The sequence below is a fragment of the Schinkia acidoalkalinis genome, assembly GCF_054301215.1.
Map to the genome: position 1 here is coordinate 3,978,299 of NZ_CP182573.1, position 25,870 is coordinate 4,004,168.

The following is a 25,870-nucleotide window of genomic DNA, read 5'->3' on the forward strand; positions in this document are numbered from 1 at the left end:
GATGGGACAATAAACCTGTCCCTCAGTCCCCCACTGACCCCAATTATATTAAATTTTTCATATTATATAATCCTGGTTTTTTTCCATTTAAGAAAATGGCTGCGTTAACCGCTCCAACAGCAAAAACCTCTTTGGAAGCCGCATGATGGGAAAGAGTTATAATTTCATCCCGACCAGCAAAAATAATATCATGTTCTCCAACGATTGTCCCCCCGCGAATAGCATGAAGACCGATTTCTTTTTTTGTTCTTTTTTCACGAACGCTATGTCGGTCGTATGTATAAGAATATTGATAATCTAATTCCTCATTAATCGCATCAGCAAGCATAAGCGCGGTGCCTGAAGGTGCATCAATCTTTTGGTTATGGTGTTTTTCGACGATTTCGATATCAAACTGATCCCCTAATACAGAAGCCGCTTTTTTGGCTAGTTCTGCAATCAAATTTACACCAATTGACATATTTGCTGTGAAGAAAAGTGGGATTTCTTTTGCTGCTTTTTGAATTTTATCAACATCTTCTTGGCTATATCCAGTTGTTGCAATTACGAGTGCCACTCTGTTGGTGAGACAATAATCAAGTAATTCATCAAGAACGGATGGGTGAGAAAAATCAATAATCACATCCGGTTCAATGGAAAGGGAAGAAAGTAGTTTCGGAGTCGACACCACTGGAAAATCAGTAGGACCTTCTGTATTCTTGTCAATTCCCGCCACAACTTCACAATCATCTCTTGTAGAAATGATATTATTAATCACCTTTCCCATTTTACCTGAGCTGCCACAAATTACGATAGTAGTCAAAATCATTCATTCCTTTCATTAATAGATTTGTTGATTTTATTTTACCAAGAATTTTGGAAGAATTCGATTGTTTTAGAAGAGATGGCCTCGGAGGGGAAGTATTTTTATCATAATTTACAATTGGTAAAAGAAGAGGTGAAGGCCTAGTGAAAGAAATAATCCTCAAGTGCCAGGCACCTGGGTTTATTTTTATGAATAGGGTAGAGGGTAGTGTACTCTTATTATGTGGGGAATGAAATCCATTTTAGTAAGGTGAAGGAAATGAAAAACCATCATAAATCTATTGCTGCATTTCAACGTTGGAAAACTTTTTTAAGCTGGTTTAGGTGGAAAGGCTTCACCCGACCGGTACAGAAGAATGGGTATATAGGGAAGGATACAAAGGAAATCTATTCGTTCCACGGAAATAAATATACGAAAGAAAGACATCAGTTGCATGAGAAAATTGTAGATAGGATTGAAATGACAAGTAACTCTATTGGACAGGGAGAGAGACCAATTGCCTTTTTGATGGGTGGAGGGACAGCTTCTGGTAAAACAACGTTGCGTAAGACCATCATTGAAAAGAAACTTGCAGCAAAGAATATTTCCGCTGTCATGGTAGACATCGATGAAATTAAGGAGTACATTCCCGAATATGCTAGTTTGAAAAAAACAAATCCTGAGAAGGCTGCTAGTTTTGTACACAAGGAGGCCTATGACATTGGGGCACTTTTATTAAGGACACTCATGAAAAAACGGAAAAATTTTATATATGAGGGAACCATGGCGAGGACCCGAAAATATAAATGGCTCATAAAAAATTTGAAAAAGAACGATTATGAAATTCATGCTTATATTGTCGATGTTCCATTATCCATTGCCATAAAACGTGCCGATGAACGTGCCCGTGTTACAGGTAGAAAAGTTCCTCTCCCCATTATTATAAATACTCATAAACTTGTACCTCGAACGTTCGAGACCATCAAAGGTTTGTTGGACCATTATCAAATTTATGATAATCAAAATCAACTCACGCTTATCGCTTCCCACCAGTCCATTTTGAACCCTACTAAATATGATCAATTTTTAAAAAAAGGAAAAAGATAATCCCACCTGCTTATTCAATCCATTAGGATTGGATATCCTTCATATACCTTTCATAACTCTGATACCATAAACTTGACTCTCCATACAAAATAAAAAATGCCCAGTAGGCCGGGGATTCATGCCATAATAAGGTTTCTTCACTCAATAATTGTTCGGCCAGCCAGGAATGATTCACCATCTCGTTTGCTCTGTACCAGGAATAGGGATTAAGTTGGATTAAATGATTGCGAATCTCCTTTAAAAAAGGATGGATTGGTTCAGAGCTGTTTATTGGGCCTCTTTGTTCAAAATGTATTGGATAGGCTTTAGTTTTTACAGTTGGTGCGACTGTAATTCTATAATTGGAAAGGCATCTCAAAGCTTTAACACTATTGAGTGATAATTGCTTTTTTATCTTAATGGGTTTTACTAGCGTATACGTACCGTCATGACGCCCTCCAACAGGTCCATAAACAAAGTCATAAGGATGTTTTAGGCCTCTTCGGCAATTTTGAACGAAAGATTTCCATGTTTCTTTTTTCTGATGCCAGGATGGTTCACCAGGCATAGGGAAGATCAACCCATTTAGATGAAGCAAACGGGTTATGTCTATGTCGAAAGTTAAATAAGCAGGGATTTTTGTTTCCTGATGGTGTAAATATTCACACTTATTGATTTTTAACCATTCCAGCATAGTTGGATGGACCTGCGGATTTTTGGATTTCACCTGTGACCACTCTATAGCCTGCATGTGGTTTGGAGTTACATAAAATCCCTTACCAAAGTCGGTGAGCTCTCTTTGCGCATTCAACAGAATGCCCGTATATTGAATTAGCTTTGCAGCGAATAAATTGGTTCCATGGTAAACCCTTTTAAAATCAAGCACGATGGACATGGCCCCCCACCTATTTTAATATTAGGTCTAATCATTTATATGAGCAGGAAACCGAATAAATGTTAAAACAGAGATGGATTTTACCAAGAAGGAGAGAGGCGCTCTAGTTTTCAAATCTATTGCATTTTTAAAAATAAAGAGTAAACTTTATAGGTATAGTAAAAATATGAATCGGGAGTCTGTGGAAGCAGGCTGAGAGTACGACTAAACCGTCGTAGACCGTTAGAACCTGTTGGGTAATGCCAGCGCAGGGAAAGTGAAAAATATTCATGCACCTTGCCTCGGTAAGGTGCATTTTAATTTGTTTAGAAAGGATTGAAGAGGATGATTCAGCAGCAGGACATTATAAATGAGCTTTCTCAATTTATTGAAAATCCCGTATCTTTCGATGAAGACTTTAATAGAAGCGCGTTACGTATTTTTTCTTATCAATATCAAAACAACCTTCCTTATCAAGCTTTTTGCAGGCAAAAAGGAAAAACTCCAAGGTTGGTGAAATCATGGAGGGATATTCCGTGTGTGCCGATTAATGTGTTTAAAGAGGTGCCGCTCAGCTCTTCAAACCCCGAAGAGGCTGAAGCTGTGTTTATGACAAGCGGAACGACGAAAGGAATTCGCGGCAAACATTACCATCCTACATTACAAATCTATGATCTATCGATGATCGTAAATTACAAACAAAGATTTATGAAGGATATCGAGAGAATCCGAATGGGTGTGCTTTTTCCAACCGAAAAAGAACTGCCAAATTCATCATTGGCTCATTACTTGGCGCTTGCTGTAAGGGAATTTGGTACAGAAAATAGCTGTTATTTATTGACGGAGAATGGGATTGATACAGGTCGCTGCATCAGTGAACTGGAGCTTGCCGAAGAAAGTGGTGAACCGTACGCTTTGGTAGGTGCAAGCTATAGCTTTGTCCATCTATTCGAAGAATTGGAAAGGAAAGGGCGTACGTTCAAGCTGCCCGAAGGAAGTCGAATCCTCGACACTGGCGGCTATAAAAATCAATCAAAAGAATTGGAACTTGACGAATTTTACCGGCTCTTGAGCTATTATTTCGGGGTCGAGCGGAAAAATTGCATGAATATGTATGGTGTTACGGAGTTAAGCACACAGTTTTATGATAACGGCAATGAAGTTCTTCCATCGGTGAAGTCAGGCCCGCATTGGATTAAAACGAGAGTTATCAATCCGTTAACAGGGGAAGAAGTAGCGAAGGGAGAACGTGGTGTTCTCGTTCATTGTGATTTGGCCAACTTTAATTCTGTTACGACGATTTTGACAGAAGATATCGGTGTGGAAGTTGACGATGGCTTTCTATTGCTTGGCCGCGTTCAAGGTGCTGAAGCAAGAGGGTGTTCGCTAGCGGTTGAAGAATTTATTCAAATGGCAAAGGATACAGCGAAATGAGAGAAACAGCTGGATACATTCCCGACATTGGGGAAGAGGATTTTGAACAAAAAATCATTACATTTCAAGATTTAGAAATAGAGATTCCACTGTTGAATGAAACGCAGATGGAAAAAGTGATTGAAACTGTTAAACGAAACAGTGCAGAAGTCTTAAAAAATATGACAGTCTCTGAGATTGTGAACTGTATCGATAGAGTGATAGAGATTTTTCTTGATCGCCAATCATTCTATAGGGAAAAAGCAGAAAGGCTGCTGCCAATTGTGACTGGCTATGATGGAGAGATGATACGGCTGGCACTTACGTCTTATTTAAAAACGTTTCGCAAACATGAGTTGCAGCGTTTCCTTGTCGAGGACTTGGGGAATCCTTTCTTGCTTGATGACTTTCAGCCTCGTGTCAAAGGTGGATTTTCGAAAGCCATTGGCCCTGATTTGATTACCCATGTATGGTCAGGAAATGTCCCAGCCTTGCCACTTTGGAGTTTTGTATCTGGACTTTTAGTTAAAGCGGGGAATATCGGGAAAGTTCCAAGTGCAGAACCACTCTTTGCGAGTTGGTTTGCAAAACTTTTAGCCGAGGTTGAGCCAAAACTAGCCAATTGCTTTGCCGTCATATGGTGGAAAGGCGGCGATGAAAATCGGGAAAGAACGATTTTTAAACAATCGAACCTCGTGATCGGCTATGGAGGAAATCAGACGCTGGAGGCTTTAGAGAAAGAAATACCCATTACGACTAGATTTATTCCATATGGACATAAAGTCAGCTTTGGTATCGTTTCAAATGCCGCATTAGATTCTCAAAAAGCATGGAAAACGGCCCATCAGGCGGCATTGGATGTGGTGATGTATGACCAACAAGGCTGTTATTCTCCGCATATGTTTTATGTGCAATCCGGCGGTAAAGTTTCACCACGTGAGTTTGCCCTCTATCTGGCAACCGAGTTGGACAGTTTTGAAAAAAGATATCCGCGCCGGATTCTATCAATGGAAGAATCTTCATCCTTCGCTTCATGGAAGCAAAAAGAAGAAATGAGCCTTTTTTCCAATCGTAACAAAGAGGTATTGGGGACTGCAGCCAACGATTGGGCTGTCGTTTATGAGGAAGGAAGTACTGCTTTTTCGCCAAGCCCGTTAAATCGTGTCATTAAAGTCATGTCTTTTGACAAAATCGAAGACATTGTTCCTTCTATCAAACCATATCGGTCATTTTTACAAACGATTGGAATGGCGGCAGATCCGAAGGAACTTTTTCAGTGGTCAGATCTTTTAGGACGTATCGGAGTGACACGGATAACGGCGTTAGGGAGGATGACATCCCCTGAAGCTGGTTGGCATCATGACGGCCGCTTTAACCTGATGGATTTAGTAAACATCATCGACATCGAATCCTCAGCTAAAGAGGATAGTGAACGATTTGCACCATATGTGGATTAGGAGTGGGTGACCTTGGGCTTTTTAACAATAAAAGATGTGACCTATGGTTTCGGGAAGAATAACCCCGTTCTTCGTAAAGTAAATTGGGACATACAAGAAGGAGAATTTCATTGTTTATTAGGAAAAAGCGGTAGTGGCAAAACCACCTTATTAAAGCTTGCAGCCGGTTTACTTCCAAACTATCAAGGAACGATTCTATTGCATGGAAGTAAAGTTGTGGAGCCATCACCCCAATGTGGGTTTGTATTTCAATCTCCCACCTTGTTGGAATGGAAGAATGTGATAGACAATGTACTGCTGCCGATTGCGCTTAAACGCAAAATTACAGCAGATGACAAAGAACAAGCTTTGGCGTTATTAGAGATGGTTGGACTGGAAGCCTATGCTGACCGTTATCCTATAGAGCTATCTGGTGGACAACAAAGCCGTGTAGCAATAGCCCGATCGCTTATGCAAAAACCAACTTTTTTATTAATGGATGAACCCTTTGCTGCCCTAGATGCCATTACAAGGGAAGAGCTTCAGGATGATCTTTTACGATTATGTGAAAGAAACAGAATGACTGTGCTGTTTATTACCCATGATATTGCAGAAGCCGTTTATTTAGGTGATGTCGTCGGTGTGATGGAGAACGGAGAAATTGTGAATAGAACGGCTGTCGAGCTGGAAAGACCGCGAAGTTTAAACATGCGTTATCAATCTTATTTTAATGAACTTTGCTTACAGCTGCGCCAAGTGATGAGCGGGGGTCAATCATGAAGAAAATGCCCTTTTATTCACTCTTTTTATTGATTGTATTGCTCATCATCTGGCAAATGGCGGCAGGGAAAACATCGGAGTTGGTGTTGCCTGCGCCAACTGTTATCGCATCTACCCTATGGGAGCAGTTAACGAGTGGTTATTTCACCAATCATATTATCCGGACTTCGCTAGAGGTGCTCTTTGGATTACTGATTGGCTGTTCGTTTGGGTTTGGTATCGGGATTCTTATGGGGGAAATCACGTTCTTACGGAAGCTGTTGTTTCCTTATATTATTGCCAGCCAGGCCGTTCCCAAGCTTGCATTGGCGCCTTTGTTCATTCTTTGGTTTGGCTTTGGAATGACATCGAAGGTAGTGATTACGGCTTTGGTTTGCTTTTTCCCATTACTTGAAAGTACGGTTACCGCGATTCAATCAAGCGATAAACAGAAACAGGAATTGTTCCGCATGCTTGGTGCGACACGGATGCAAACATTACTTCATTTGAAAATTCCTGCCGGCGTGCCTGGCATATTAGCCGGCTTGCGTGTATCTGTCGTCCTAGCCGTAGTAGGTGCAGTTGTTGGCGAATTTATTGGCGGTAGTGAAGGGTTGGGAGCGGTTATTATCGCTTCACAAGGGATGATGGATACGCCGCTAATGTTTTCTGCCTTGGTATTATTAACTGCCATGGGGATGATTCTCTATTTATTGATTAGTTGGTTCGAGAAAAAATGGTCAAAACCCTATAAAAAAGAGGAGCTTTAACATGAAACTTAAATTTAATGGATTATTCATTACACTACTTTTCCTAGTGTTACTCACAGCCTGCGGGGCAAAGGAAGAGGGGAAATCTGCAACCCCAACTAAAGAATTAGAAAAGATGACGGTCGCTTCATGGAGTCAGCCGATTACGGAGGCCACCAATCTATTAGTTGACGAAAGCAAAGGCTTTTTTAAAGAAGAAGGAATCGATTTAACTGTCATTCCCGGTGCCGGTGGTGGGGATGCCGTTAAAAATATTTTATCAGGAAAAGCCGATATCGCCTTTACGGATCCCGGTTCGCTTTATTTTGCACTAGATCAGGGTGAGAAGCTAAAGGTGATCTACAATATATATCCTCAGAATGTCTTTAATGTTGTGTCATTAAAAGAAAGCCATATTACAAAACCGGAAGATTTAAAAGGAAAAAAGATTGGCGTTTATAGTTTAACAAGTGGGACTCGGCAAAATTTGTTAGTACTACTACATAGTGTAGGGCTGACTGAAAATGATGTAGAAATCGTGGAAACGGGTGTCTCAAACTTTGCCCCATTAATGCAGGGTCAAGTGGACGCCACTGCCGGGACTGATACAGGGCTGTTCCTCGCTCAAGAAAAAGGGTTGGGCGATGTCAACGTGATGGAAGTGAAAGATTATCTAAATATCCCAAGTGATGTTTTCGTCGTTACGGAGAAAACCTATCAAGAAAAGAAAGATGAGCTAGAAAAGTTTGTAAAAGCCTATCGAAACGGTATGCAGTGGATGTTGGATAATCCAGAGGAAGCCGCTACCCTTGCGAAAGAGTATGCAATCGATGGGAAAGACGAAAAAGTAAATCTCGAAATTATTAAACTAAGAAATGCCTCGAGTGTTTCAGATGATACGAAGGGACGTGGCTTGGGCGCGCTTGATCAGAAGCTTTTACAGACTGGTGCAGATACGTATCAGAAATTAGGCTTAGTGAAAAACAAACTTGATCTATCTCAGGTTGTAACAGAGGAATTTGTGGGGGAAGAGAAATGATGAAATTTCAAGGCAAAGTTGTCCTTGTGACAGGTGCTAGCCGTGGAATTGGAGCGGCGATTGCCCGTGCATTTGCTAAGGAAGGCGCTTTTGTTATTGTTAATTACCTGCAAAACCACGAAAGAGCAGAACAAGTTGCTGCTGAATGTGTTAATCTTGGTGGCGACGGCTGGGCACTACAGGGAGATGTTACGTCAGAGACCGCTGTTCAACAGTTAATCCAACAAGTGGAAGTAGAAACAGGAAAAATCGATGTTGTGGTCAATAATGCTTTTACACCTTTTCAATTTGATCCAGAGAATCGGAAATTAGCATGGGAGCTCAGCTGGGAAGACTACCAGTCGCAAATAGATGGTTCCGTGCGCGCCACTCATTACATGTGTCAAGCTGTCGTACCGATTATGAAAAAACAAAGCCACGGAAGCATTATAAATGTGATTAGTAACTTAGTGGCAAGACCGATTGTGCCTTATCATGAGTACAATACGGCCAAAACAGCCTTAATGGGTTATAGTCGTAATTTGGCTGCCGAACTTGGACCATTTGGAATCCGCGTCAATTGCGTGGCGCCCGGTCTTGTCTACCCAACAGATGCAAGCAGGACGACAAAAGAAGAGCTAAAGGAAATCATTATTGCACAAACCCCATTAAAAAGAATTGCTACTCCTGAAGACGTCGCAGGGCCCGTTTTGTTCCTAGCCTCCGATTGGAGTCAATTTATGACAGGACAAACCTTATTCGTTGATGGAGGATTTGTAATGTAGTGGAAACAGGGGGGAAACAGGGGGGACGGTTCGTGCGTTTCCCTAATATTTTCCACATTGTTATGACCTAAAACCTAGGTTGTTGCCCGAACCGAATAAAAACTAACACTTATAACCACATTAAAAAGGGAAAACAACAACCTGGGAGGTTATAAAATGAAGCTTGCTGCACATGAGCTTAATGATTTAAATGAATTAACAATGAGCTGTGTTAACTCGATTACGAACATGGCTTATATGTTACAACATGTTCAAGATCCGGAATTTAAAAGCATTTTGGAGAAGCATTTTCCATATCACATACGGGATTATAATATGAAAGTGGAATTTCTTAATCAAACGAGTGGCGCCAAAAGGGAATTATCACTATTGAAGGAAGAAGGCCTTCTGAACGATTTTACGATGTCTCCTGTCATGCAATACCCGCCAATGCAGCCTCGTACAATGGTTGATAACATGAATGACCGTGAAATGGCTACATCCTATTTACTTACATTGAAACGTGCGGGGCGGGAATATGCATATTCCGCCATGGAAGCGGCTAACCCGGAGTTACGATCATTTTTCCAGACTTGTTTTACAATGAGTTGTACCCACGCCTATGATATGTGGCAATACATGGTTAAGAATGGTTACTATCCATTAGAGCCTGCCGATCCAAATATGATAACAAAAATTGGTGCCATGTATCAGGTCGTGCCAGAAAATCAAGAGCAAATTCAACAATATATACATCAATATCAAACACCGAGTCACGGTTCAAGTGAACAGCTATATCAATAGAGAAATTATTTATGTAACAATGATTACAGAAAATGAATTGGAGTTGTGATGATATGGAAGTTTTTGAACCTAAAAATGAAACTGAAGCAGCATTGCTTGATTTTAAGATGGGGTTGGGGACATTTACTCAAAAAATGCCCGATATAGCAGGACATTTTAATGCTTTTACAGAGGCTTGTTTTAAGGAAGGAACATTGTCTCAGAAAGAAAAGCAACTTATAGCATTAGCCATAAGTGTTTTTTCCCAAGATGAGTATTGTATGATTTATCATACCAAAGGGTGTCTTGACCAAGGTGCCAGTGAGGAAGAGATTTTAGAGGCAATTGGAGTAGCTGCAGCTTTTGGCGGCGGGGCAACTATGAGTCAGGCTGTAACACTTGTTCAAGAATGCATGACAGATTTAAATGAATTAAAGCAATAAAACAGGAGTAAAAGGGGATAAAATAATCGAATTTGGCGACCCAACGAAAGGTAAAAAGTCTATATTCACGAAGAAGGGATCTATAAGCCGTTTTATAGTTCCCTTCTTTTTTAATGTAGTGTCTAATCCATAAATACCAATTAATATCATAAATTTAGTGTTGAGTTTTAATAAAGTGGTAAAATATATTTTATTACAAATCACAATTTGCACATTTAATACAATATATATAGGGCCACAATAGGGCGACTCTATGAATATGGGGGATGCAACATATGGAGAAACTATCTAGAACAAAGGCTTCACTTGGGATTGCCTTTGTTGTACTTATTTGGGGATCAATTTGGCCTGTCTACAAAATTTCTCTTCTTTATGCGCCACCTTTGCTTTACGCGGGAATTCGTGGGTTGATGGGTGGAGTTTTTCTAACGCTTTTTATACTCCCAAAGTGGAGAAAAATTCAATGGAAAAAAACATGGCCTATTTATCTCACTTCGGCATTTTTTAACATTATTATTTTCAATGGAGTTCAAATGATTGGTTTGCAATATCTTCCGTCCGGGCTGTACACCGTGATTGTTTATCTTCAGCCTGTACTCGTAGTGTTTCTGACCTGGGTATGGCTGAAGGAGGCTTTATCTGCCAAAAAAGTGGTCGGCATGGTTATCGGATTTCTTGGTGTTGTAGTTGTAAGTCTTGAGGGATTATCGGGTAACATTTCCTTTCTCGGCATTATTCTGGCACTAATTACCGGAATCGGCTGGGCCGTCGGTACGGTTTATGTCAAAAAAACAAGTGCCAGAGTGGATAACCTATGGCTTGTGGCTATCCAAAATATTATTGGTGGGATGGTTATTTTCGGTGCTGGGATGGCAACCGAAAATCTTGCCGATATTCAATGGAACCCACCATTTATTTGGAGTCTCTTGTACGGAGCCATTTTTGCAGTAACGCTAGCTAATGCGGTTTATCTGAAATTGATGAGTGTCGGCGAAGCAAGCAAGGTTGGTTCGTTTACATTCTTAGTACCGATGATTAGCGTCTTTATTGGTACCTTCATGTTAGGTGAGCCATTTACCGCAACTTTGTTTGGTGGTATGATCCTGATTCTTTTTAGCATTTACCTTATCAATTCCAAGACAACAAGAAAGCAAACTGTAGAATTGGATGTAGAGTATGAAAGGGTAAAAACTGCTGCTAAATGAATGAAAAACGTAATCGATAGTTGGAGTTTGGCGAATAATGTCGATTCATGTCTGAACAATTCGAAATGTTGTAAAGATATGCTCCTTTGTATTATATGTTTTTTTTGTATAATAAAGTAAATAGACAGAATGTACCATTTCTGAAGACCTGTTTGACTGATTTGATTAATTCCAATGATGTCGATGTGTTGAGTTTACCAGAATTTGAAGCTAATAGAGATATAGACGGCCCCATTTGCTTAAAATTCATCGGAGGTGTTAGAAATGAGACGAAAGAAGTTCTATACTAAAAAATTTTACCATCAAAAGTCAGGTAATCGTTTGCTAAAAAAAATTACCGCCTCACTGTTAGCTTTGACATTAGTGATACCTCCATTTTCTTATACCATTGACAGCAATTTAAACCTTGTAGAGCGTCGGGCAGAAGCAGCAACATCATTAGCGGATATCAATCTATTAAAAGACGTAGATGTAAAGGCAACACTTGACGAGACAAAGGCAGACCATTATGAGGTAGCTTTAAGCTTGTCTGGGACCGGACTTGCTAACGCAGAGCTTGTGGGCCCCGATAAAGTTGTCGTATTTTATGCACCGGATTTAGCTGGGAAAATGTCTGTTGGAAAAGCAAGCGTGCGAGTGGAAATTCTCCCAATTACAATGGACGATCTACCTGCGTTAAGTTCAGCAGTTGATGGTTTGACAGGAAGCTTGACAAAACTTGTATCTGGATTGGTATCCGGAATTGATAACGCAGTAAATGGTACTCTCTTGGCGGGCATCATTAGTATTAATGGGCTTGATAAAATAAATATTGCACTTGATAAATTGAACAATATAGATGATGCTCTTACTGATCTGTTGGCATATGAAGAACAAGTACCAGCAGTTGTCCAAGATAATGGTTTAATCATAGTTGATTTCTCTGAAGGGTTAGGACAACATTTGGAAACAACGGTAAAGAATGTTGTAATAGATTTAGTTAATGAAGTGTTAAATGCTGTAAATGGTTTGGAAATTAAATTACTTAGTGGAGTTCCAATTTTAGGTGATATACTCAATGGTTTACTCACCGACTTGGTTATGAAACCCATTGTGAAGCCTTTACTTAGCGCTGTTACTATTAGTGCAAAAGGTATTCTTAATGGGCTAGCCAATGGCGTTATTGATTTAACAGACGACCTAGCAGATATCCAATTAATTGGTCATACGACTGTTTCTGTTAATACATCCTTTCAAAAGCCGTCTGAAGTACAAGGAACGATTAAGATTTATGGTGCCGCTATAAATAATTCTTTGATTAATGTTTCAGTGCTAAGTAAAGAGGCGGATTTTGATACAATAACTATAAATGAAATGAAAAACTATGGCTTGGAGTTTAAAAAACCTCCTTACACAATTAATGTAAAGGAAACGCTCCATAGAGACTTATATAAAGAACTCAATGTTCTCCCAGTTCCAGGTGAGGACCCTAAAAATCTACCAAAACTAGAGGATTTACAATTTACTTGGGTCATTAAAGATGGCACACAGGTTGCAGGTGTCGATCAGTCTGGAAAAGTCATAGCCAAAGGTGTTGGAACAACGAGTATTGTAGTTACAGCAAAAGATAAAAACGGTCAACTAAGAAAGGCAACAGCCGAAGTATTCGTTAATTTGAAAAATATAAAATTCGCAAAATCCATATACGTATATCCAACTGATGGGAAAAATATGTTTGACAAACTTATCGTTGAACCTGCAGGATTCAATATTACGCCGGGAGTATTTGATTGGTCAGTATATGGTGAGGATAAATCCGAGCATGATTTAGCTTTACAAGTTAACGATGATGGTATAGTTCAACAAAACGGTGATAAGGGTGGTTTTGTCATATTAAAGGCAAAGCTTAAAAAGGTATATAACGAAATAGATGGTAATTTAGATGACCCATATGACCAAGCTATGACATTAATAAAAATAAATAAAGTTGATAATCCAATTGGCGATCCAACTAAAGAATGGTAATAGCCTCTAATTGCATGAAGAAGGTATCTATATGTTGTTCGATAGATATCTTCTTTTTTTATTTCGATGATTCTATATATTATTCGTTCATTATGTGTAAAAATTTGTCTTTCGGAAATAATTTACAATAGCAGGTTCTATCCTTTAAAAAATACGAATGGAAAGCGAGTGAGATGAAATGAGAAGGGTTAGTTTAACTACTTTATTAGTGGTGATTGCAGCATTGGTGATGTTTGGTATTGCTTCAGCAAATGTCCCAAAACAAGGGATTGCGGAAAGTGGCAACAATTCCGGTAAGAATAACAACGCGACTGTAAGCTTTCCGGCTAATTCAACTTATAATTATACGTATACTTACTTTACCTCCAACGGGAGACAGCATCATTTTATAAACACTTATCTAGAACTGTACAACACAAAAGGGGATGTCATTGGAGTTGCAGGGTTGGTACAGATGGGGAAACATGTGATTATAAAAGTGAATGCATCTGGCTTGACGCCCGGTAAGCATGGTTTCCATATCCACGAAAACCCAATTGTAAACGGTGATTTTAGCACTGCAGGCGCTCATTTTAACCCTACAAGCAAGCAGCATGGCCATAAAAATCCGAAGGGCTATCATTTTGGTGATATGCCAAACCTAGTTGCTAATAAGGATGGGAAAATCGATCAAGCGGTCATTTTAGAAGATGTATCACTAGATCAAGGTGTGAGCAACAGTATTATTGGAAGATCATTAATCATCCATGCAGGTGAGGATGATGAAAAAACAGATCCGGCTGGGAACTCAGGAGATAGAGTGGCAGGAGGAAATATTCCTAAATAATTTGCGTTAAAAAAAGCTGCTCGACTTATTTTGTCGGCAGCTTTTTGGCGATTATTTAATGAATTGCACCTCTTTCAAAGTGGTTCATTTCAGCTAATTCAATTATATAATCATAGTTGTCAATCGAGTGTTTAATTGATTCAAATTCCTCTTTTGTTAAGTTCTTATTTTCTAATCTTTTAATTAAGTCTGTTTTATCTTTCTCTATTTTATTGATAATTTCGCGATAGTTCATACTTCAACATTCCTTCCTTCATCAAGAATTTGCAGCATTAAAACTTGTATCTCGCTTATTTTGAGAAAAATGTAAGCGTTATCTAGTTGTTACATTTATTTTAAATCATGAGGTTACATTATGAGTATTGTATCTGTTGCAGAATGGTGACAGCTTCGTTACGAAATTCGTACAAACCTTTGTAGTAATACTGTGGAAATTAATACTTGTTTTTTTGAGTATATACTCCTATAGTTTAAGTATAGACAGATGTCAAGACAGGAGTGGGTAACATAATGGTTGAAAAGACTATTTCAAGGAGAAAAGTACTTGGGATTGCTGGCCTCGGATGGATGTTTGATGCAATGGATGTGGGGATGCTATCATTTATTATTGCAGCGCTCAAGGTGGAATGGAATTTAACTCCGGAACAGATGGGCTGGATTGGCAGCATTAATTCAATCGGTATGGCTGTTGGGGCATTTGTATTTGGGCTCTGGGCTGACAGGATAGGCCGAAAAAATATTTTTATTATCACGTTAGTCTTATTTTCACTTGCTAGTGGTTTATCGGCATTGACGACGACATTAACTGTATTTCTTGTATTGCGGTTTTTTGTTGGGATGGGTCTTGGCGGAGAATTACCTGTTGCCTCAACACTAGTTTCTGAAATCGTACCTGCTCATGAGCGCGGACGTATAGTTGTACTGTTGGAAAGCTTTTGGGCGGTGGGTTGGCTCATCGCAGCCCTCATTTCATATTTTGTTATACCGTCATTTGGGTGGAAAATCGCGCTTTTATTAAGCGCAATTCCAGCACTTTATGCAATCTATTTACGAATCAAATTGCCGGATTCACCTGCCTTTTCACCAAAAAAAGGTGAAAAACGGACAGTTTTTCAAAATATGCGTGATGTTTGGTCACCGCGATATGCACGTTCTACCATTGTGTTATGGACATTATGGTTTACAGTTGTATTTTCCTATTACGGGATGTTTCTGTGGTTGCCAAGTGTAATGGTCATGAAAGGATTCAGCATGATCCAAAGCTTTGAATATGTAGTGATCATGACATTAGCGCAACTACCGGGTTATTTTTCGGCTTCGTGGTTTATTGAACGTATCGGACGAAAATTTGTACTTGTTACCTATTTATTAGGGACAGCAGCTTCGGCTTTTGTGTTCGGGCATGCGGAAACGACTGCTTTACTTATTGTTTCAGGGATTTTATTATCGTTTTTTAACCTTGGTGCATGGGGAGCGCTTTATGCCTATTCCCCTGAACAATACCCTGCGGTTATTCGCGGAACGGGAACAGGGATGGCGGCTTCTGTTGGTAGAATAGGTGGAATCCTTGGTCCGCTTTTGGTAGGATCACTCGTGGCTGCTGGCTATTCCATCGGGTTTATTTTCACGATCTTTTGTGCAAGTATTGTTATTGGGGTTTTAACTGTTGCCTTCTTAGGTCAAGAAACCCGACAGATTGAACTTGCGTAATCATGTAACAGATTTCAAAGGTTAACACCGGTGTTTGTGCGGTGTTAGCCTTTTTTACAATATTCGTCTGCACTATTATTATCACAATTGGGCAGAAACCTTCGTGCAATATCTCCTATTCGACAAGCATTATTTGTGTAAATCCAAATTTTACACAAATAATATTCCCTTTAATGTTGAAAAATAATGAGGAAAACTACGAAAAGCGAAGGAGAGGCTGGCCGTCATGCGAGGCTATGTTCTTTCGATTTGGGATTTTTTTGATCCTCTTTATTTCAGTTGTACGCGCCTTACTATTCCTCCAAGGGCTGGTATGGAAAATAACATCTTTAGAATTCGATTAACAAAATACAAAGGAAAAGAGGTTATTCTCTCGGATGGAACGAAAATTAATAAAAATGATCTCTTAATAAAAATTCATCTCCATAATGTGAAGCTTCTTAAAGAGTTAAAAGACATCAAGAGTGAACTAAAAAAAGCAAAAATTATTTACCGCCATGTTCAGCAGTCATTACCGGGCGTGGAACATTTTCTACGAAATAACAGACGTTCTGGAGAAATTAAAGGAATTGTCGGAATCACTCATTTAAATAAAGGCTGCGAGCGACTTGGTTTTGAAATTTTTGATATCTCACATCCATTGTACAAATGGTTTAAATGGTTTGCCTTTTTGCCAATCGATATACTATCAAGCAGAAATAATTCTATTCGTCATATGTTTAAACTACACTTCCCTAAATATTTGTTTATGTCTAGTGATCAGTTAACGAAATTGTATCGAATATAAAAATAAAGCATAAGTTTAACTTTTAGTATGCTTATGCTTTATTTTTTTGATTTATTAGGAGGATGGTCACATTACTCTTGTAAAGAATAGAAAATATCGTAACTAAACCTCTTTAAAAAACGTCTATTAGTTAGTAGTAAATGAAGTGAGATTATTAGCGTAGGGAGATTTGTTTTGACTATAAACATGGATACATAACACTTTAGGGGGTAAAATCACGATTATGAAGAAAATTTATTTCGTAATGATCATTCTCTTCGGGATTATTTTAACTGCTTGTCAAGAAAGTAATCAGACTCAATCTAATATGAGTTCTACACAATCTGAACAGGCTGATCAAAATAACGAATCAAGCTATCATTCACATGGAGATCCTTCAGCAAATAGTAATGAGGATCATGTCGTCCCGAATGAAAAGGATATGAATGATAAAACTGGTATTTCAGGGAGCCATTCTCCTAATCAAGATAGGAGTCTAGTAAAGGAAGAGACTTATTCAAGTGAAAAAGAAGCTGTAAATGCGATTGAAAATTATTATGAAATTGAACAAACTAATTTGGATTTGGGGCATGGAATCAAAGGGTTTGCTGAAGGTGCTGCAGGACATCATTACATTTCTTGGAATGAAGGAAAATGGTTGATTGAAATAAATTTTCCAACAAATCCGGAGTATGCTATAGACAATTATGAGAACGCGGAATCGATGGCGAAATCAACTGTAAATTATTTGGATGAACATTTTCTTCCTCCTCCAGACCAGCGTGGTAAAATACAAATAAATGGATTTCGTGAACATCCTGAGACGATTATCCGATGGCAGCAAGGAAATAAAGTATATGAAATCGATCAAAAAACAGCAAATCCGCTCGAAGCTTTGCAAATAGCAGTTGATCAGCGACGTGGGGCTTAAAAAAATTGATAAGTCTATTATAAAGAAAAACACATTAAATTAAGGAATTTAATGTGTTTTTCAGCAGCTCCTCAAATGAGAAAGGTATTTTTTTATTATTTAGGCTTAACAGCTTTAAATTCGTCAATAGTTTCAGGGGTATTTTTTCCTTCTTTTCCTTTGAAAAGGTCGATATTAACGGTCACATCCATACAGCCAAGATATTTTCCATTTTCATCACGTACTGCCATAAACTTTTGGTAAATTTGACCAGATTCACCAGTGCGTTTTGGAAACCAAAATTCCCATTCATCGCGTGTTCCTGAACGGAAGTCATTCAACAATTTTTCAACGTGGTGAGCTATTTTTGGGTGAAGCTCAAGCACAGGGCGACCAATCGCTTCTATACGGCGACCATGCACGCGGTTTGGATTATTTGAATACCAGCGGAAAATATCGTTGGCATCGCAAAAGCCCATTTCAAAAGGCAAAAGTTTGATGATTGAATCCAAAGTGCTTGCTTTAATCGCACCAGTTTCAAAATTAATAACAGCTTCAGGACTAATTAAATCTGACAATTTTTCTTCAGACATTTATAATCCTCCTTTATGAGAATAAAATAGTACAAATATTGGTGAGCAAAAAATCGCCTACTAATATTATAATCTTTTTATGAGTATTAGCCAATTCATTGATTGTTTCTGCATAGATAGCTGCAGTTTTCAAGAGTAATTATGAAAAGCTAGTAAGGTCAACGACCCTTATTCGAGTATGAAGTAAAATCTCATTGTGCTATAAAGGGATTCACAATATGAAATAGAATAGTATAGAAAAAGCAAAATTTAGGAGTGGGGAAAATGCCTTTCATTTCAGTTAAGTTGGCCAAAGGTAGAACTACTGAGCAAAAACAACAATTTGTAGAAGCTATTACGAATGAAGCAGTAAAAACATTAAATGTAAAAAAAGAATGGGTTACTGTGGTATTCGATGAATATGAACGAGAAAATTGGGCTTCAGATGGTCAGTTACATTCTATAAAGTTTGGGGAAGGTTTTGGTAAGCAGGAAGGAGATAAAACTATGGCAAAAAACAAATTGCTAAGAATGGACAATGTCGGCATCGTTGTAGAATCTCTTGATGACGCAATCTCTTTCTTCGAGGAGATTGGCTTGAACCTCGAAGGGCGAGCCACTGTCGAAGGTGAATGGGCTGGTCACGTAACCGGACTAGGTTCTCAGTGCGTAGAGATTGCTATGATGGTTACCCCAGATGGCCACAGCCGACTTGAACTTTCGAGATTTCTCACCCCACCTACTATATCAGATCACCGGATTGCTCCTGTAAACGCCCTCGGTTATCTACGCGTCATGTTCACCGTTGAAGACATTGACGAAATGGTATCCAGACTCACTAAGTATGGTGCTCAGCTCGTTGGCGAAGTGGTTCAGTACGAGGACTCCTATCGGCTTTGCTACATTCGTGGAACCGAAGGCCTTTTAATCGGTTTGGCGGAACAACTCGATAAGAAATAAGTAAGTGACGTTTTAAAGGGCGCAATCATTGAATAAATGATTAGCGTTACTTTATTCATGGAACATTTAATTGACCATGCCCAATTGGGGTAGCGCTCCGAAAAAGAAAATGTATTAATGTTAAAAGAAGAATAGCAAAAAGGAGGAGAATATTTGTGAACCAAGGCAGAATTATTATAATTACTGGTTCACCAGGGACTGGTAAAAGTACAACGGCATCTATTGTTGCTAGAGAGTCTAATTTAACTAAATCGGTACATATGCACACGGATGATTTTTATCACTATATTCAAAAGGGGGCAATACCTCCGTTTTTACCGGAATCACAAGAACAAAACTTAATTGTTATTGAAGCTTTTTTGGAAGCTGCAAAACGTTTTGCACGTGGTGGGTACGATGTGATTATAGATGGAATTGTTGGCCCTTGGTTCTTAAAGCCGTGGTTAAAAGTTGTACAAGATAATTATGAAGTACATTATATTATCTTAAGAGCGACTAAGGAAGAAACAATGAAACGAGCCATCAATCGTACCAAATTGGACGAAGATGCCAACATTGAATTGGTAGAAAAAATGTGGGAGCAATTTAACAATTTGGGTATCTATGAACCCCATATTATTGATACAACAAATCAAACCACCGAGCAAAGTGTTTCAACAATACAAGATGTGATTGATAAGAAATCTTCCTTACTCGCTATATAATGTAAAACAAATGTTAACCTGAGAAATATAATAAACGAATATCAAAACCGAGCTGGGATAAAAAAGAGTATTCATCCTCATCAACTACGACACATCTATACTACTCATATGATTAATAACGGTGCGCCGTAATCCACGTTGAATTTCAACGTGGTTTTTGACTTTAGCTGTATTTGTTAATATCCATAATTTATGAGTGTACCGAATCTATTTTTCCCTTCCGTTTACCCCAAGGCTTCAAAACAGAAAGTTATTAAAGTTATGATTTCTTTAGCTATAATCCAGTACTGTTTAAAAAAGCCCCAGTGTGTTTTTAGAGACAGGAATATCCCAGTAGTAATGACTCCTAAAAGACCTGGTATTATCAGTGATAGATCTACTATATGCATTAGATGATGGGAAACCCTTTAGAGAAAGAGTATCTTTCATCCTCTTAGAATTAGTTATAAAATAAATATGAACTGGAAAATTGTAGCTAGGGTTCCGCTATCTAGGTAGGTCAGTGACCAAGGGCTACATCTTTTACGATATGTAAAAGGCACCTATTGACATAAAAGGTCCGAGGGGAAAGGTTCAGCGTATTTGTTATGCGTTGAAATCTTTTCCTTCGGTCCTTTTTTTATTACTTTAAGGAGGGTTATTGTATGAAAAGAATTGACGATTTAAAAGCTGGGGTTGCAGTTATTATTTTGAATGAGGAAAAACAAGTTTTGTTACAGAAAAGGTCAGATGTAGGACTATGGGGTATTCCTTCAGGACATATAGAAATAGGGGAAACAGTTTCTGAAGCAGCTATCAGAGAAGTAAAGGAAGAAACCAATCTAGATATAAGAATTAAAAAGCTTATTGGTGTGTACTCTGACCCAAATTCACAAGTGTTCGCTTATCCAAATGGTAAAGTAGTACATTTTATAACAACTTGTTTTCTTGCTGAAATTATTGGTGGAGAACTACGATGTAATTCTTCTGAGTCACTAGAAATTAAATTTTTTGACCAACAGAATCTGCCGCAAGACCTATTAAAAATGCATCCTCTATGGTTAAACGATGCACTTGCTAATAGAGAATTGGCGTTTATTCGTTAGCGGAATTCTTATTCAAGCAACGGGGTGGCAAGAGTGGAGCAAGGAGTTGTCAATGTGGCAGCTCCTATTGTGTAAAGAGCAACTAGACCAGTTAGACAGTCAAATAGAAATTGCTGTGAATATTGCGGGTTCTGCTCACAGTCTTTCACAAAAGTTGCATCTGTACCTCCTCGAACTGTATGTAATCCGTTAGCTTCAAAAGGGCATTTGCCACATAGCTTAACCAGCTTGAGAGACTTCGAATACTGGGGAGAACCCGGGCATACATATAGTGTGAAATACATTATGACTTGGGGGGGCGTGAGATAATATGAATTCCGATGACGTTTCTAACGAAAAAGAGAATCAAGGCAACAAAAAAAATGAACAACTTGAGGAATTTCGTGTTCAGAATACAGGAAAACCCCTTACGACGAGTGCGGGATTAAAGGTATCCAATAATGACGCGATGTTGAAGGCAGGACCTCGAGGCCCTGCCCTGTTGCAGGACTTTCTGTTTTTTGATAAGCTGATGCATTTTGACCGAGAACGTACTCCAGAACGCGTCGCCCATGCTCGAGGATTCGGTGTTCACGGGACATTCCAGGTTTATCAGTCGATGAAGCCTTATACCAAGGCGGGATTCTTGCAGAATCCAAGTGCAAGTACGCCCGTATTCGTCCGCTTTTCAACAAATCATGGCGGTCGCGGATCGCTGGATACCTCGCGCGATTTGCGAGGCTTCGCAGTGAAATTTTATACTGACGAGGGCAATTTCGACCTATTATCATTAAATTTACCCGTGTTCTTCGTGAATGACGCGCAGAAATTTGTCGATTCACATCATGCCGCCAATCCGGACCCACGCACGGATATGCCGACAGCTTCGGCAGCACAAGATAACTTTTGGGATTTTGTAGCAAGTAACCAGGAGTCGGCGCATTTTATCATGTGGCTTATGTCGGATCGGACGTTGCCAAGAAGTTGGAGAATGATGGAGGGTTACGCGATCAATTCATATCGGTTCATCAATGACCAAGGAACCTCTCGATTTGTCCGCTTTCAATGGAAGCCAGTCCTCGGGGTACATTCGCTTCTCCAAGAAGAATCCCTCATCATTGGCGGGTTGGATCCCGATTTTCACCGGCGAGATATCCATGAGGCGATTCAACGCGGGATGTATCCCGAGTACGAATTTGGGGTGCAAATGATTGAAGAGGAAAATGAACACGCATACGAATTTGATGTTCTCGATCCGACGAAGCTCTGGCCAGAAGAAATCGTTCCTGTTCATTACATCGGAAAGCTAACACTAAACCGTAATGTCGACAACTTTTTTGCGGAGACCGAGCAATCCGTTTTTGATCCGACCAACGTGGTTCCGGGCATCGGTTTTTCCAATGATCCTATATTACAGGGCCGACTTATCGCTTATCGCGATACTCAGATGTATCGATTGGGTGGTCCGAACATCAATGAAATACCTATCAATCGACCACTTTGTCCTTTTCACAACTACCAACGAGAAGGGGCTCATCGAGAGCGTATCGATATTGACCAGGTTAACTACTATCAAAACTCACTAGCAGGCAATACACCCAGTCCAACACCGGCCGAGCAGGGCGGGTACGAATTCTATCCCGAAAAGATAAAAGGCTTAGCCACCAAAGCTATAAGCGACACGTTTAAGGACTATTTTTCCCAAGCACGCCTGTTCTGGAATAGTTTGTCTGACGTTGAAAGAAACCATATATTACAGTCATTCATTTTTCAACTCTCAAAAGTGAAGAGTGAATCTGTTCGTCAACAAGTCGTCGACATGTTCGGACAAGTGGACCATACATTGGCTTCCACCATTGCTTCAAACATCGACGTACGACCACCATCGACCAAGCAAGTTTCCGTCTCTGCGTCCTCTCCAGCTCTGAGTCAAGCCAATACTCCACATTTCCCCCATACCATGAGGGTTGGCGTTCTGATTGGCAACGGGTTTCCCGATCAAGAGGTCACCTCAGTGGTGAACACGCTCGTCGAACATGGAATCTTCGTGGAGTTTGTCAGCAATCGATTGGGTACGGTTACAGGAGCACAAGGGACGACCATCACGTTGGACCAAAATTTCTACGCGACAAATCATGTTCTTTATGATTCTCTTTATGTTGTAGGTGGAAGCGTGCAAAATCAAGCTGCCTTTGACTTGTATGTGAAAGACTTTATCCAAGGGACATACAAGTATTTCAAACCGATTGGAATGGCGACCACAGGGGAAGCGTACATGCAGCCCCCGGAAAACGGAGAGCTTGAGGGTGTCGTCTTTGCTTCGAACACTAACAACTTCGGGGAAGCGTTTGTGAGAGCAATTGCGATGCAACGATTTTGGAACAGGAAGTAATATTGTCATATTCATTCGACCCATTGACTGATATTGTGCATTTAACTTAATACAAGGGGCAGTCTACCTGCCCTTTTTATTCATGAAATTTAGTTTTAAAAAACCAGTTGTGAAAAACTTGTGTTAAGTAATCTGTTATCCAAATTGTTATAAAGCTCCAATACCAAGCCCATTTTTTATATTTAATTAATTTTGTATATTTCACTGCAATAATTTCAAAGATGACTATTACTGAAGGGCCAATAAAGTAATGTAGGGTTTTTAAAAGGTTGGATTTATTTTTTGGGTAGTACAAACTAAATAAAGCACAAAGTCCAGGGTATATAAAATATTCGAATGAAAAATTAGCTTTATTTGCCTTTTTGAAAAATAAGCGATATGGATAGGAAATTAAGTTTTTTTCTACCACTAGTAATCCAAAAATCCATGTTAGTGCTTGTTTAAATAAAAATACAACTAGTGTTTCACGAATTTTATTTTTTGGTGTAAATTTTATTAATAATAATGATACAATTATCCAGGATGAAATTACGATCGTTTTCTCTGCTTTGTTTTTCATTAATTATCCCCCTTTAATAAATAGTTTTTACTTTAAGAATTGATTAATTCAATTTTTGTTTAAGGTAAAATTATAATAGGAAACTGGATGTAAATCTTACAATTCTCGCCGAAGTCAATACTAGTGAATTTGAGTGGAATTCGATAAAATAGTCGGGGTGTTCCTGAACGATTAGATCTTAGGGATTTAGCTCGAAAAAACGAAATATAGATCAAATGCATTCTTTAACCGGCGGAGGATATTATGATTTTGAATATAAAAAAGGTGCTTAAATGGCGTAAAAAAGCGAAATCTTTAAGATTTCGCTTTTTCTATCATAGAGGTAATAAAACGAATTACCCACGTTAGAAGTTGAGTTCCTATAACAGTTGTCATAATTCTTCTATGTTCGAATGAGTTTTTCCTAACAAAGTATAAAACGAAGGAAGCCGCAAAAGTACCTGAAATTAAATGCATTAATACCATAAATTTCTTCATGAAATCACCGCCTTTTTTTTTGCAAGACTGCGAAGTCTCAATATTAGTATTAGTATTAGTATTTGCCTTTTCAGTTATGTTATCCATAGAAAAAGCAACGCCTCTATTGGATACCACATTTAAATTGAAGATAATACCAACAGAGCGTTTCTTTAATTGGCTAATAATTAACTCTTTTTGTTCTAATCACTTTAATTTTCCATAGAACGACAACCGGGGAAAAATCATTGGACGGTTTAGTTGATGGAATTGGAAATTTAATACCAATACAGTAGATTATTTGGTAAGATAGACATAGAGTTTGTAACCAAAACTAACGAAGCAGAGGGTTTAAATAATTTTAGGATTAAATATTGACTTTCTTTATATGGACAAAGAAAGAGAAATAATAGGGAAAGGGGAAGATATCTCTGAACAATATAACAAGGGCTATAACCATAGGTATTGTAATTGCAATTTCTACGTTTCTCCTAGATGAATTTGCGGTTGAAAATAAATATTATTATTTTGTAGTTTATTTTTTATCCACATTGTTAGTATTCAAGATTTTATCTATTATAGAAAACAATAAAAGTAAGAGAGAATAAATTAAAAAGTTGGACTTGGGGCTATAGATAAACAATGGAGGACCCCAATTTCATTCCCTCTTTCTATATGATAAATATTCTAAAAATCTCTTGGACGCAAGTGAAAGTGATTTTTGCTCTCTCATAGCAATACCAATATTTCGAAAAGCGGGAACTTCAAGCTCTTTAACTACAATATGGTAAGGAATCCGGTGTAATATCAATTCTGGTAATATACTGATTCCTAAACCGCTTTCCACCATAGACATAATGGCATAGTCATCCCATGTTGTAAATTGAACATGTGGTGAAATTTGGTGCTTCGCAAAAATTTCAGAGATTTCTGCTTTTGCCCCCTTTTCCAATAGCATAAATGGACTATTCACTAATTCGTTAATTGGAAACTTATTGCAATTAGCAAGTGGATGATCTTGAGGAATTACTACCAGCAAACGGTCTTGCTCCAAAAAGATGGTTTCCATTTCTGCTTTTGTTGGTAGCCGTAAAAATCCAAAGTCAACACGTCCTTCTATAATCCAGTTTTCAATTTCTGTATAATCACCTAACAGCATTTCAAAATCAATATTGGGATAGTCCTTTTGAAAGAATTTAATCATATTAGGCAGCCAATGAGTTGCCACACTTGAAAATGTTCCAATACGGATTATCCCAGATTGCATATCATGTAAGTCCTCTATTTGCATCATTAAAATTTCATACTCATTACAGATTCGCTTTAACTGGGGCAGTAACTTTAAGCCATCAGATGTTAGGCTGATACCAGCGCGCCCTCTTTCAAAAAGGGAAATTCCCCATTCCGATTCTAAATCGTTAATCATACGGCTTATTCCAGACTGTGTATAGCCTAATACTTCGGCAGCTTTTGTAAAGCTGCCGGATTCTACAGCTTTGACAAATGCCATATATTTTTGGATATTCATATCCCTTTTCACCAACCATCTGATTTCGTCATGCATTTCATGATAAACATTCGTTTTTGTAATACTTGTGATTATGATATGGTATAACTATTAAAAATTCAAGTT

The 25,870-nt window shown here is 38.7% G+C and carries 26 protein-coding genes and 1 pseudogene; 21 read left to right on the forward strand and 6 right to left on the reverse strand.

What is annotated here, in order from left to right; all coding sequences use genetic code 11:
• Nucleotides 1-43 precede the first annotated feature (43 nt).
• The gene (dapB, locus tag ACNQFZ_RS20265; protein WP_458413100.1) at nt 44-802 is read right to left on the reverse strand and encodes a 4-hydroxy-tetrahydrodipicolinate reductase; all 759 of its coding nucleotides are present in this window, start codon (nt 800-802) and stop codon (nt 44-46) included.
• A gap of 261 nt (nt 803-1,063) precedes the next feature.
• Between dapB and ACNQFZ_RS20270 the strand changes: the two genes are divergently transcribed.
• A complete protein-coding gene (locus tag ACNQFZ_RS20270) occupies nt 1,064-1,891 on the forward strand; it encodes a zeta toxin family protein (protein WP_458413101.1) in 828 nt (275 codons plus the stop codon).
• Nucleotides 1,892-1,913: 22 nt separating this feature from the next.
• Here ACNQFZ_RS20270 and ACNQFZ_RS20275 read toward each other — a convergent pair whose 3' ends face one another.
• On the reverse strand, nt 1,914-2,765 hold the full coding sequence (locus ACNQFZ_RS20275; protein ID WP_458413102.1) for a DUF3990 domain-containing protein: 852 nt from the start codon (nt 2,763-2,765) through the stop codon (nt 1,914-1,916).
• A gap of 324 nt (nt 2,766-3,089) precedes the next feature.
• On the opposite strand from ACNQFZ_RS20275, the gene ACNQFZ_RS20280 reads away from it, so the two are divergent.
• The 11 genes from ACNQFZ_RS20280 (at nt 3,090) to ACNQFZ_RS20330 (ending at nt 14,144) form a co-directional block, all read left to right on the forward strand.
• The gene (locus ACNQFZ_RS20280) at nt 3,090-4,178 is read left to right on the forward strand and encodes a LuxE/PaaK family acyltransferase (RefSeq protein ID WP_458413103.1); all 1,089 of its coding nucleotides are present in this window, start codon (nt 3,090-3,092) and stop codon (nt 4,176-4,178) included.
• On the forward strand, nt 4,175-5,614 hold the full coding sequence (locus ACNQFZ_RS20285; RefSeq protein WP_458413104.1) for an acyl-CoA reductase: 1,440 nt from the start codon (nt 4,175-4,177) through the stop codon (nt 5,612-5,614). Before ACNQFZ_RS20280 ends, ACNQFZ_RS20285 begins: the two co-directional genes overlap by 4 nt.
• A 6-nt stretch (nt 5,615-5,620) precedes the next feature.
• Nucleotides 5,621-6,373, forward strand: a complete 753-nt coding sequence (locus ACNQFZ_RS20290; RefSeq protein ID WP_458413105.1) for an ABC transporter ATP-binding protein — start codon at nt 5,621-5,623, stop codon at nt 6,371-6,373.
• Complete coding sequence (locus tag ACNQFZ_RS20295; protein ID WP_458413106.1) at nt 6,370-7,122, forward strand: ABC transporter permease; 753 nt, start codon at nt 6,370-6,372, stop codon at nt 7,120-7,122. The genes ACNQFZ_RS20290 and ACNQFZ_RS20295 overlap by 4 nt, the downstream gene beginning before the upstream one ends.
• Nucleotide 7,123: 1 nt before the next feature.
• Complete coding sequence (locus tag ACNQFZ_RS20300) at nt 7,124-8,140, forward strand: ABC transporter substrate-binding protein (protein WP_458413107.1); 1,017 nt, start codon at nt 7,124-7,126, stop codon at nt 8,138-8,140.
• Nucleotides 8,137-8,904, forward strand: coding sequence for a 3-oxoacyl-ACP reductase (locus ACNQFZ_RS20305; protein WP_458413108.1), 768 nt, complete (start codon nt 8,137-8,139; stop codon nt 8,902-8,904). Before ACNQFZ_RS20300 ends, ACNQFZ_RS20305 begins: the two co-directional genes overlap by 4 nt.
• A gap of 156 nt (nt 8,905-9,060) precedes the next feature.
• Nucleotides 9,061-9,687, forward strand: coding sequence for a spore coat protein (locus tag ACNQFZ_RS20310; RefSeq protein ID WP_458413109.1), 627 nt, complete (start codon nt 9,061-9,063; stop codon nt 9,685-9,687).
• A gap of 53 nt (nt 9,688-9,740) precedes the next feature.
• The gene (locus ACNQFZ_RS20315; RefSeq protein WP_458413110.1) at nt 9,741-10,109 is read left to right on the forward strand and encodes a carboxymuconolactone decarboxylase family protein; all 369 of its coding nucleotides are present in this window, start codon (nt 9,741-9,743) and stop codon (nt 10,107-10,109) included.
• A 275-nt stretch (nt 10,110-10,384) separates the two neighbouring features.
• The gene (locus ACNQFZ_RS20320; RefSeq protein WP_458413111.1) at nt 10,385-11,314 is read left to right on the forward strand and encodes a DMT family transporter; all 930 of its coding nucleotides are present in this window, start codon (nt 10,385-10,387) and stop codon (nt 11,312-11,314) included.
• Between the two features lie 264 nt (nt 11,315-11,578).
• Complete coding sequence (locus tag ACNQFZ_RS20325) at nt 11,579-13,318, forward strand: adhesive domain-containing protein (protein ID WP_458413112.1); 1,740 nt, start codon at nt 11,579-11,581, stop codon at nt 13,316-13,318.
• A 178-nt stretch (nt 13,319-13,496) separates the two neighbouring features.
• Nucleotides 13,497-14,144: a superoxide dismutase family protein gene (locus ACNQFZ_RS20330; protein WP_458413113.1), complete on the forward strand. Its 648-nt coding sequence runs from the start codon at nt 13,497-13,499 to the stop codon at nt 14,142-14,144.
• A gap of 55 nt (nt 14,145-14,199) precedes the next feature.
• Here the strand turns inward: ACNQFZ_RS20330 and ACNQFZ_RS20335 are convergent, their stop codons facing one another.
• A complete protein-coding gene (locus tag ACNQFZ_RS20335) occupies nt 14,200-14,379 on the reverse strand; it encodes a DUF3896 family protein (RefSeq protein WP_458413114.1) in 180 nt (59 codons plus the stop codon).
• A gap of 275 nt (nt 14,380-14,654) precedes the next feature.
• Between ACNQFZ_RS20335 and ACNQFZ_RS20340 the strand changes: the two genes are divergently transcribed.
• The 3 genes from ACNQFZ_RS20340 (at nt 14,655) to ACNQFZ_RS20350 (ending at nt 17,551) form a co-directional block, all read left to right on the forward strand.
• Complete coding sequence (locus ACNQFZ_RS20340) at nt 14,655-15,854, forward strand: MFS transporter (RefSeq protein WP_458413115.1); 1,200 nt, start codon at nt 14,655-14,657, stop codon at nt 15,852-15,854.
• Nucleotides 15,855-16,080: 226 nt separating this feature from the next.
• Complete coding sequence (locus tag ACNQFZ_RS20345; protein ID WP_458413116.1) at nt 16,081-16,641, forward strand: YkoP family protein; 561 nt, start codon at nt 16,081-16,083, stop codon at nt 16,639-16,641.
• 223 nt (nt 16,642-16,864) lie between these two features.
• The gene (locus tag ACNQFZ_RS20350) at nt 16,865-17,551 is read left to right on the forward strand and encodes a hypothetical protein (protein WP_458413117.1); all 687 of its coding nucleotides are present in this window, start codon (nt 16,865-16,867) and stop codon (nt 17,549-17,551) included.
• A 95-nt stretch (nt 17,552-17,646) separates the two neighbouring features.
• On the opposite strand, the gene ACNQFZ_RS20355 is transcribed toward ACNQFZ_RS20350, so the two are convergent.
• Nucleotides 17,647-18,123 (reverse strand): PAS domain-containing protein, encoded by a 477-nt coding sequence (locus tag ACNQFZ_RS20355; RefSeq protein ID WP_458413118.1) that lies wholly within the window; start codon nt 18,121-18,123, stop codon nt 17,647-17,649.
• A gap of 264 nt (nt 18,124-18,387) precedes the next feature.
• Between ACNQFZ_RS20355 and ACNQFZ_RS20360 the strand changes: the two are divergent.
• From ACNQFZ_RS20360 to ACNQFZ_RS20385, 6 genes and pseudogenes are all read left to right on the forward strand, one after another.
• Nucleotides 18,388-18,540, forward strand: a pseudogene (locus ACNQFZ_RS20360) (tautomerase family protein); the annotation flags it as partial.
• A gap of 69 nt (nt 18,541-18,609) precedes the next feature.
• On the forward strand, nt 18,610-19,062 hold the full coding sequence (locus ACNQFZ_RS20365) for a VOC family protein (RefSeq protein WP_458415453.1): 453 nt from the start codon (nt 18,610-18,612) through the stop codon (nt 19,060-19,062).
• A gap of 155 nt (nt 19,063-19,217) precedes the next feature.
• A complete protein-coding gene (locus ACNQFZ_RS20370) occupies nt 19,218-19,766 on the forward strand; it encodes an AAA family ATPase (RefSeq protein ID WP_458413119.1) in 549 nt (182 codons plus the stop codon).
• 27 nt (nt 19,767-19,793) lie between these two features.
• Nucleotides 19,794-19,898, forward strand: coding sequence for a tyrosine-type recombinase/integrase (locus ACNQFZ_RS20375; protein ID WP_458415454.1), 105 nt, complete (start codon nt 19,794-19,796; stop codon nt 19,896-19,898).
• Nucleotides 19,899-20,410: 512 nt separating this feature from the next.
• Nucleotides 20,411-20,851, forward strand: coding sequence for an NUDIX domain-containing protein (locus ACNQFZ_RS20380; RefSeq protein ID WP_458413120.1), 441 nt, complete (start codon nt 20,411-20,413; stop codon nt 20,849-20,851).
• 310 nt (nt 20,852-21,161) lie between these two features.
• Nucleotides 21,162-23,222, forward strand: coding sequence for a catalase (locus ACNQFZ_RS20385; RefSeq protein ID WP_458413121.1), 2,061 nt, complete (start codon nt 21,162-21,164; stop codon nt 23,220-23,222).
• A gap of 76 nt (nt 23,223-23,298) precedes the next feature.
• On the opposite strand, the gene ACNQFZ_RS20390 is transcribed toward ACNQFZ_RS20385, so the two are convergent.
• Entirely contained in the window at nt 23,299-23,781 is a 483-nt protein-coding gene (locus tag ACNQFZ_RS20390; RefSeq protein WP_458413122.1) for a CBO0543 family protein, read from the reverse strand.
• 1,114 nt (nt 23,782-24,895) lie between these two features.
• The gene (locus ACNQFZ_RS20395) at nt 24,896-25,765 is read right to left on the reverse strand and encodes a LysR family transcriptional regulator (RefSeq protein WP_458413123.1); all 870 of its coding nucleotides are present in this window, start codon (nt 25,763-25,765) and stop codon (nt 24,896-24,898) included.
• Nucleotides 25,766-25,870: the final 105 nt, after the last annotated feature.

Bases quoted from the DNA above. Each gene is read 5' to 3' on its own strand.
- ACNQFZ_RS20270 (WP_458413101.1), top strand. From the start codon at position 1,064: ATGAAAAACCATCATAAATCTATTGCTGCATTTCAACGTTGGAAAACT.
- ACNQFZ_RS20275 (WP_458413102.1), bottom strand. From the start codon at position 2,765: ATGTCCATCGTGCTTGATTTTAAAAGGGTTTACCATGGAACCAATTTA.
- ACNQFZ_RS20280 (WP_458413103.1), top strand. From the start codon at position 3,090: ATGATTCAGCAGCAGGACATTATAAATGAGCTTTCTCAATTTATTGAA.
- ACNQFZ_RS20285 (WP_458413104.1), top strand. From the start codon at position 4,175: ATGAGAGAAACAGCTGGATACATTCCCGACATTGGGGAAGAGGATTTT.
- ACNQFZ_RS20295 (WP_458413106.1), top strand. From the start codon at position 6,370: ATGAAGAAAATGCCCTTTTATTCACTCTTTTTATTGATTGTATTGCTC.
- ACNQFZ_RS20300 (WP_458413107.1), top strand. From the start codon at position 7,124: ATGAAACTTAAATTTAATGGATTATTCATTACACTACTTTTCCTAGTG.
- ACNQFZ_RS20305 (WP_458413108.1), top strand. From the start codon at position 8,137: ATGATGAAATTTCAAGGCAAAGTTGTCCTTGTGACAGGTGCTAGCCGT.
- ACNQFZ_RS20310 (WP_458413109.1), top strand. From the start codon at position 9,061: ATGAAGCTTGCTGCACATGAGCTTAATGATTTAAATGAATTAACAATG.
- ACNQFZ_RS20315 (WP_458413110.1), top strand. From the start codon at position 9,741: ATGGAAGTTTTTGAACCTAAAAATGAAACTGAAGCAGCATTGCTTGAT.
- ACNQFZ_RS20320 (WP_458413111.1), top strand. From the start codon at position 10,385: ATGGAGAAACTATCTAGAACAAAGGCTTCACTTGGGATTGCCTTTGTT.
- ACNQFZ_RS20325 (WP_458413112.1), top strand. From the start codon at position 11,579: ATGAGACGAAAGAAGTTCTATACTAAAAAATTTTACCATCAAAAGTCA.
- ACNQFZ_RS20330 (WP_458413113.1), top strand. From the start codon at position 13,497: ATGAGAAGGGTTAGTTTAACTACTTTATTAGTGGTGATTGCAGCATTG.
- ACNQFZ_RS20335 (WP_458413114.1), bottom strand. From the start codon at position 14,379: ATGAACTATCGCGAAATTATCAATAAAATAGAGAAAGATAAAACAGAC.
- ACNQFZ_RS20340 (WP_458413115.1), top strand. From the start codon at position 14,655: ATGGTTGAAAAGACTATTTCAAGGAGAAAAGTACTTGGGATTGCTGGC.
- ACNQFZ_RS20345 (WP_458413116.1), top strand. From the start codon at position 16,081: ATGCGAGGCTATGTTCTTTCGATTTGGGATTTTTTTGATCCTCTTTAT.
- ACNQFZ_RS20350 (WP_458413117.1), top strand. From the start codon at position 16,865: ATGAAGAAAATTTATTTCGTAATGATCATTCTCTTCGGGATTATTTTA.
- ACNQFZ_RS20355 (WP_458413118.1), bottom strand. From the start codon at position 18,123: ATGTCTGAAGAAAAATTGTCAGATTTAATTAGTCCTGAAGCTGTTATT.
- ACNQFZ_RS20365 (WP_458415453.1), top strand. From the start codon at position 18,610: ATGGCAAAAAACAAATTGCTAAGAATGGACAATGTCGGCATCGTTGTA.
- ACNQFZ_RS20380 (WP_458413120.1), top strand. From the start codon at position 20,411: ATGAAAAGAATTGACGATTTAAAAGCTGGGGTTGCAGTTATTATTTTG.
- ACNQFZ_RS20385 (WP_458413121.1), top strand. From the start codon at position 21,162: ATGAATTCCGATGACGTTTCTAACGAAAAAGAGAATCAAGGCAACAAA.
- ACNQFZ_RS20390 (WP_458413122.1), bottom strand. From the start codon at position 23,781: ATGAAAAACAAAGCAGAGAAAACGATCGTAATTTCATCCTGGATAATT.
- ACNQFZ_RS20395 (WP_458413123.1), bottom strand. From the start codon at position 25,765: ATGAATATCCAAAAATATATGGCATTTGTCAAAGCTGTAGAATCCGGC.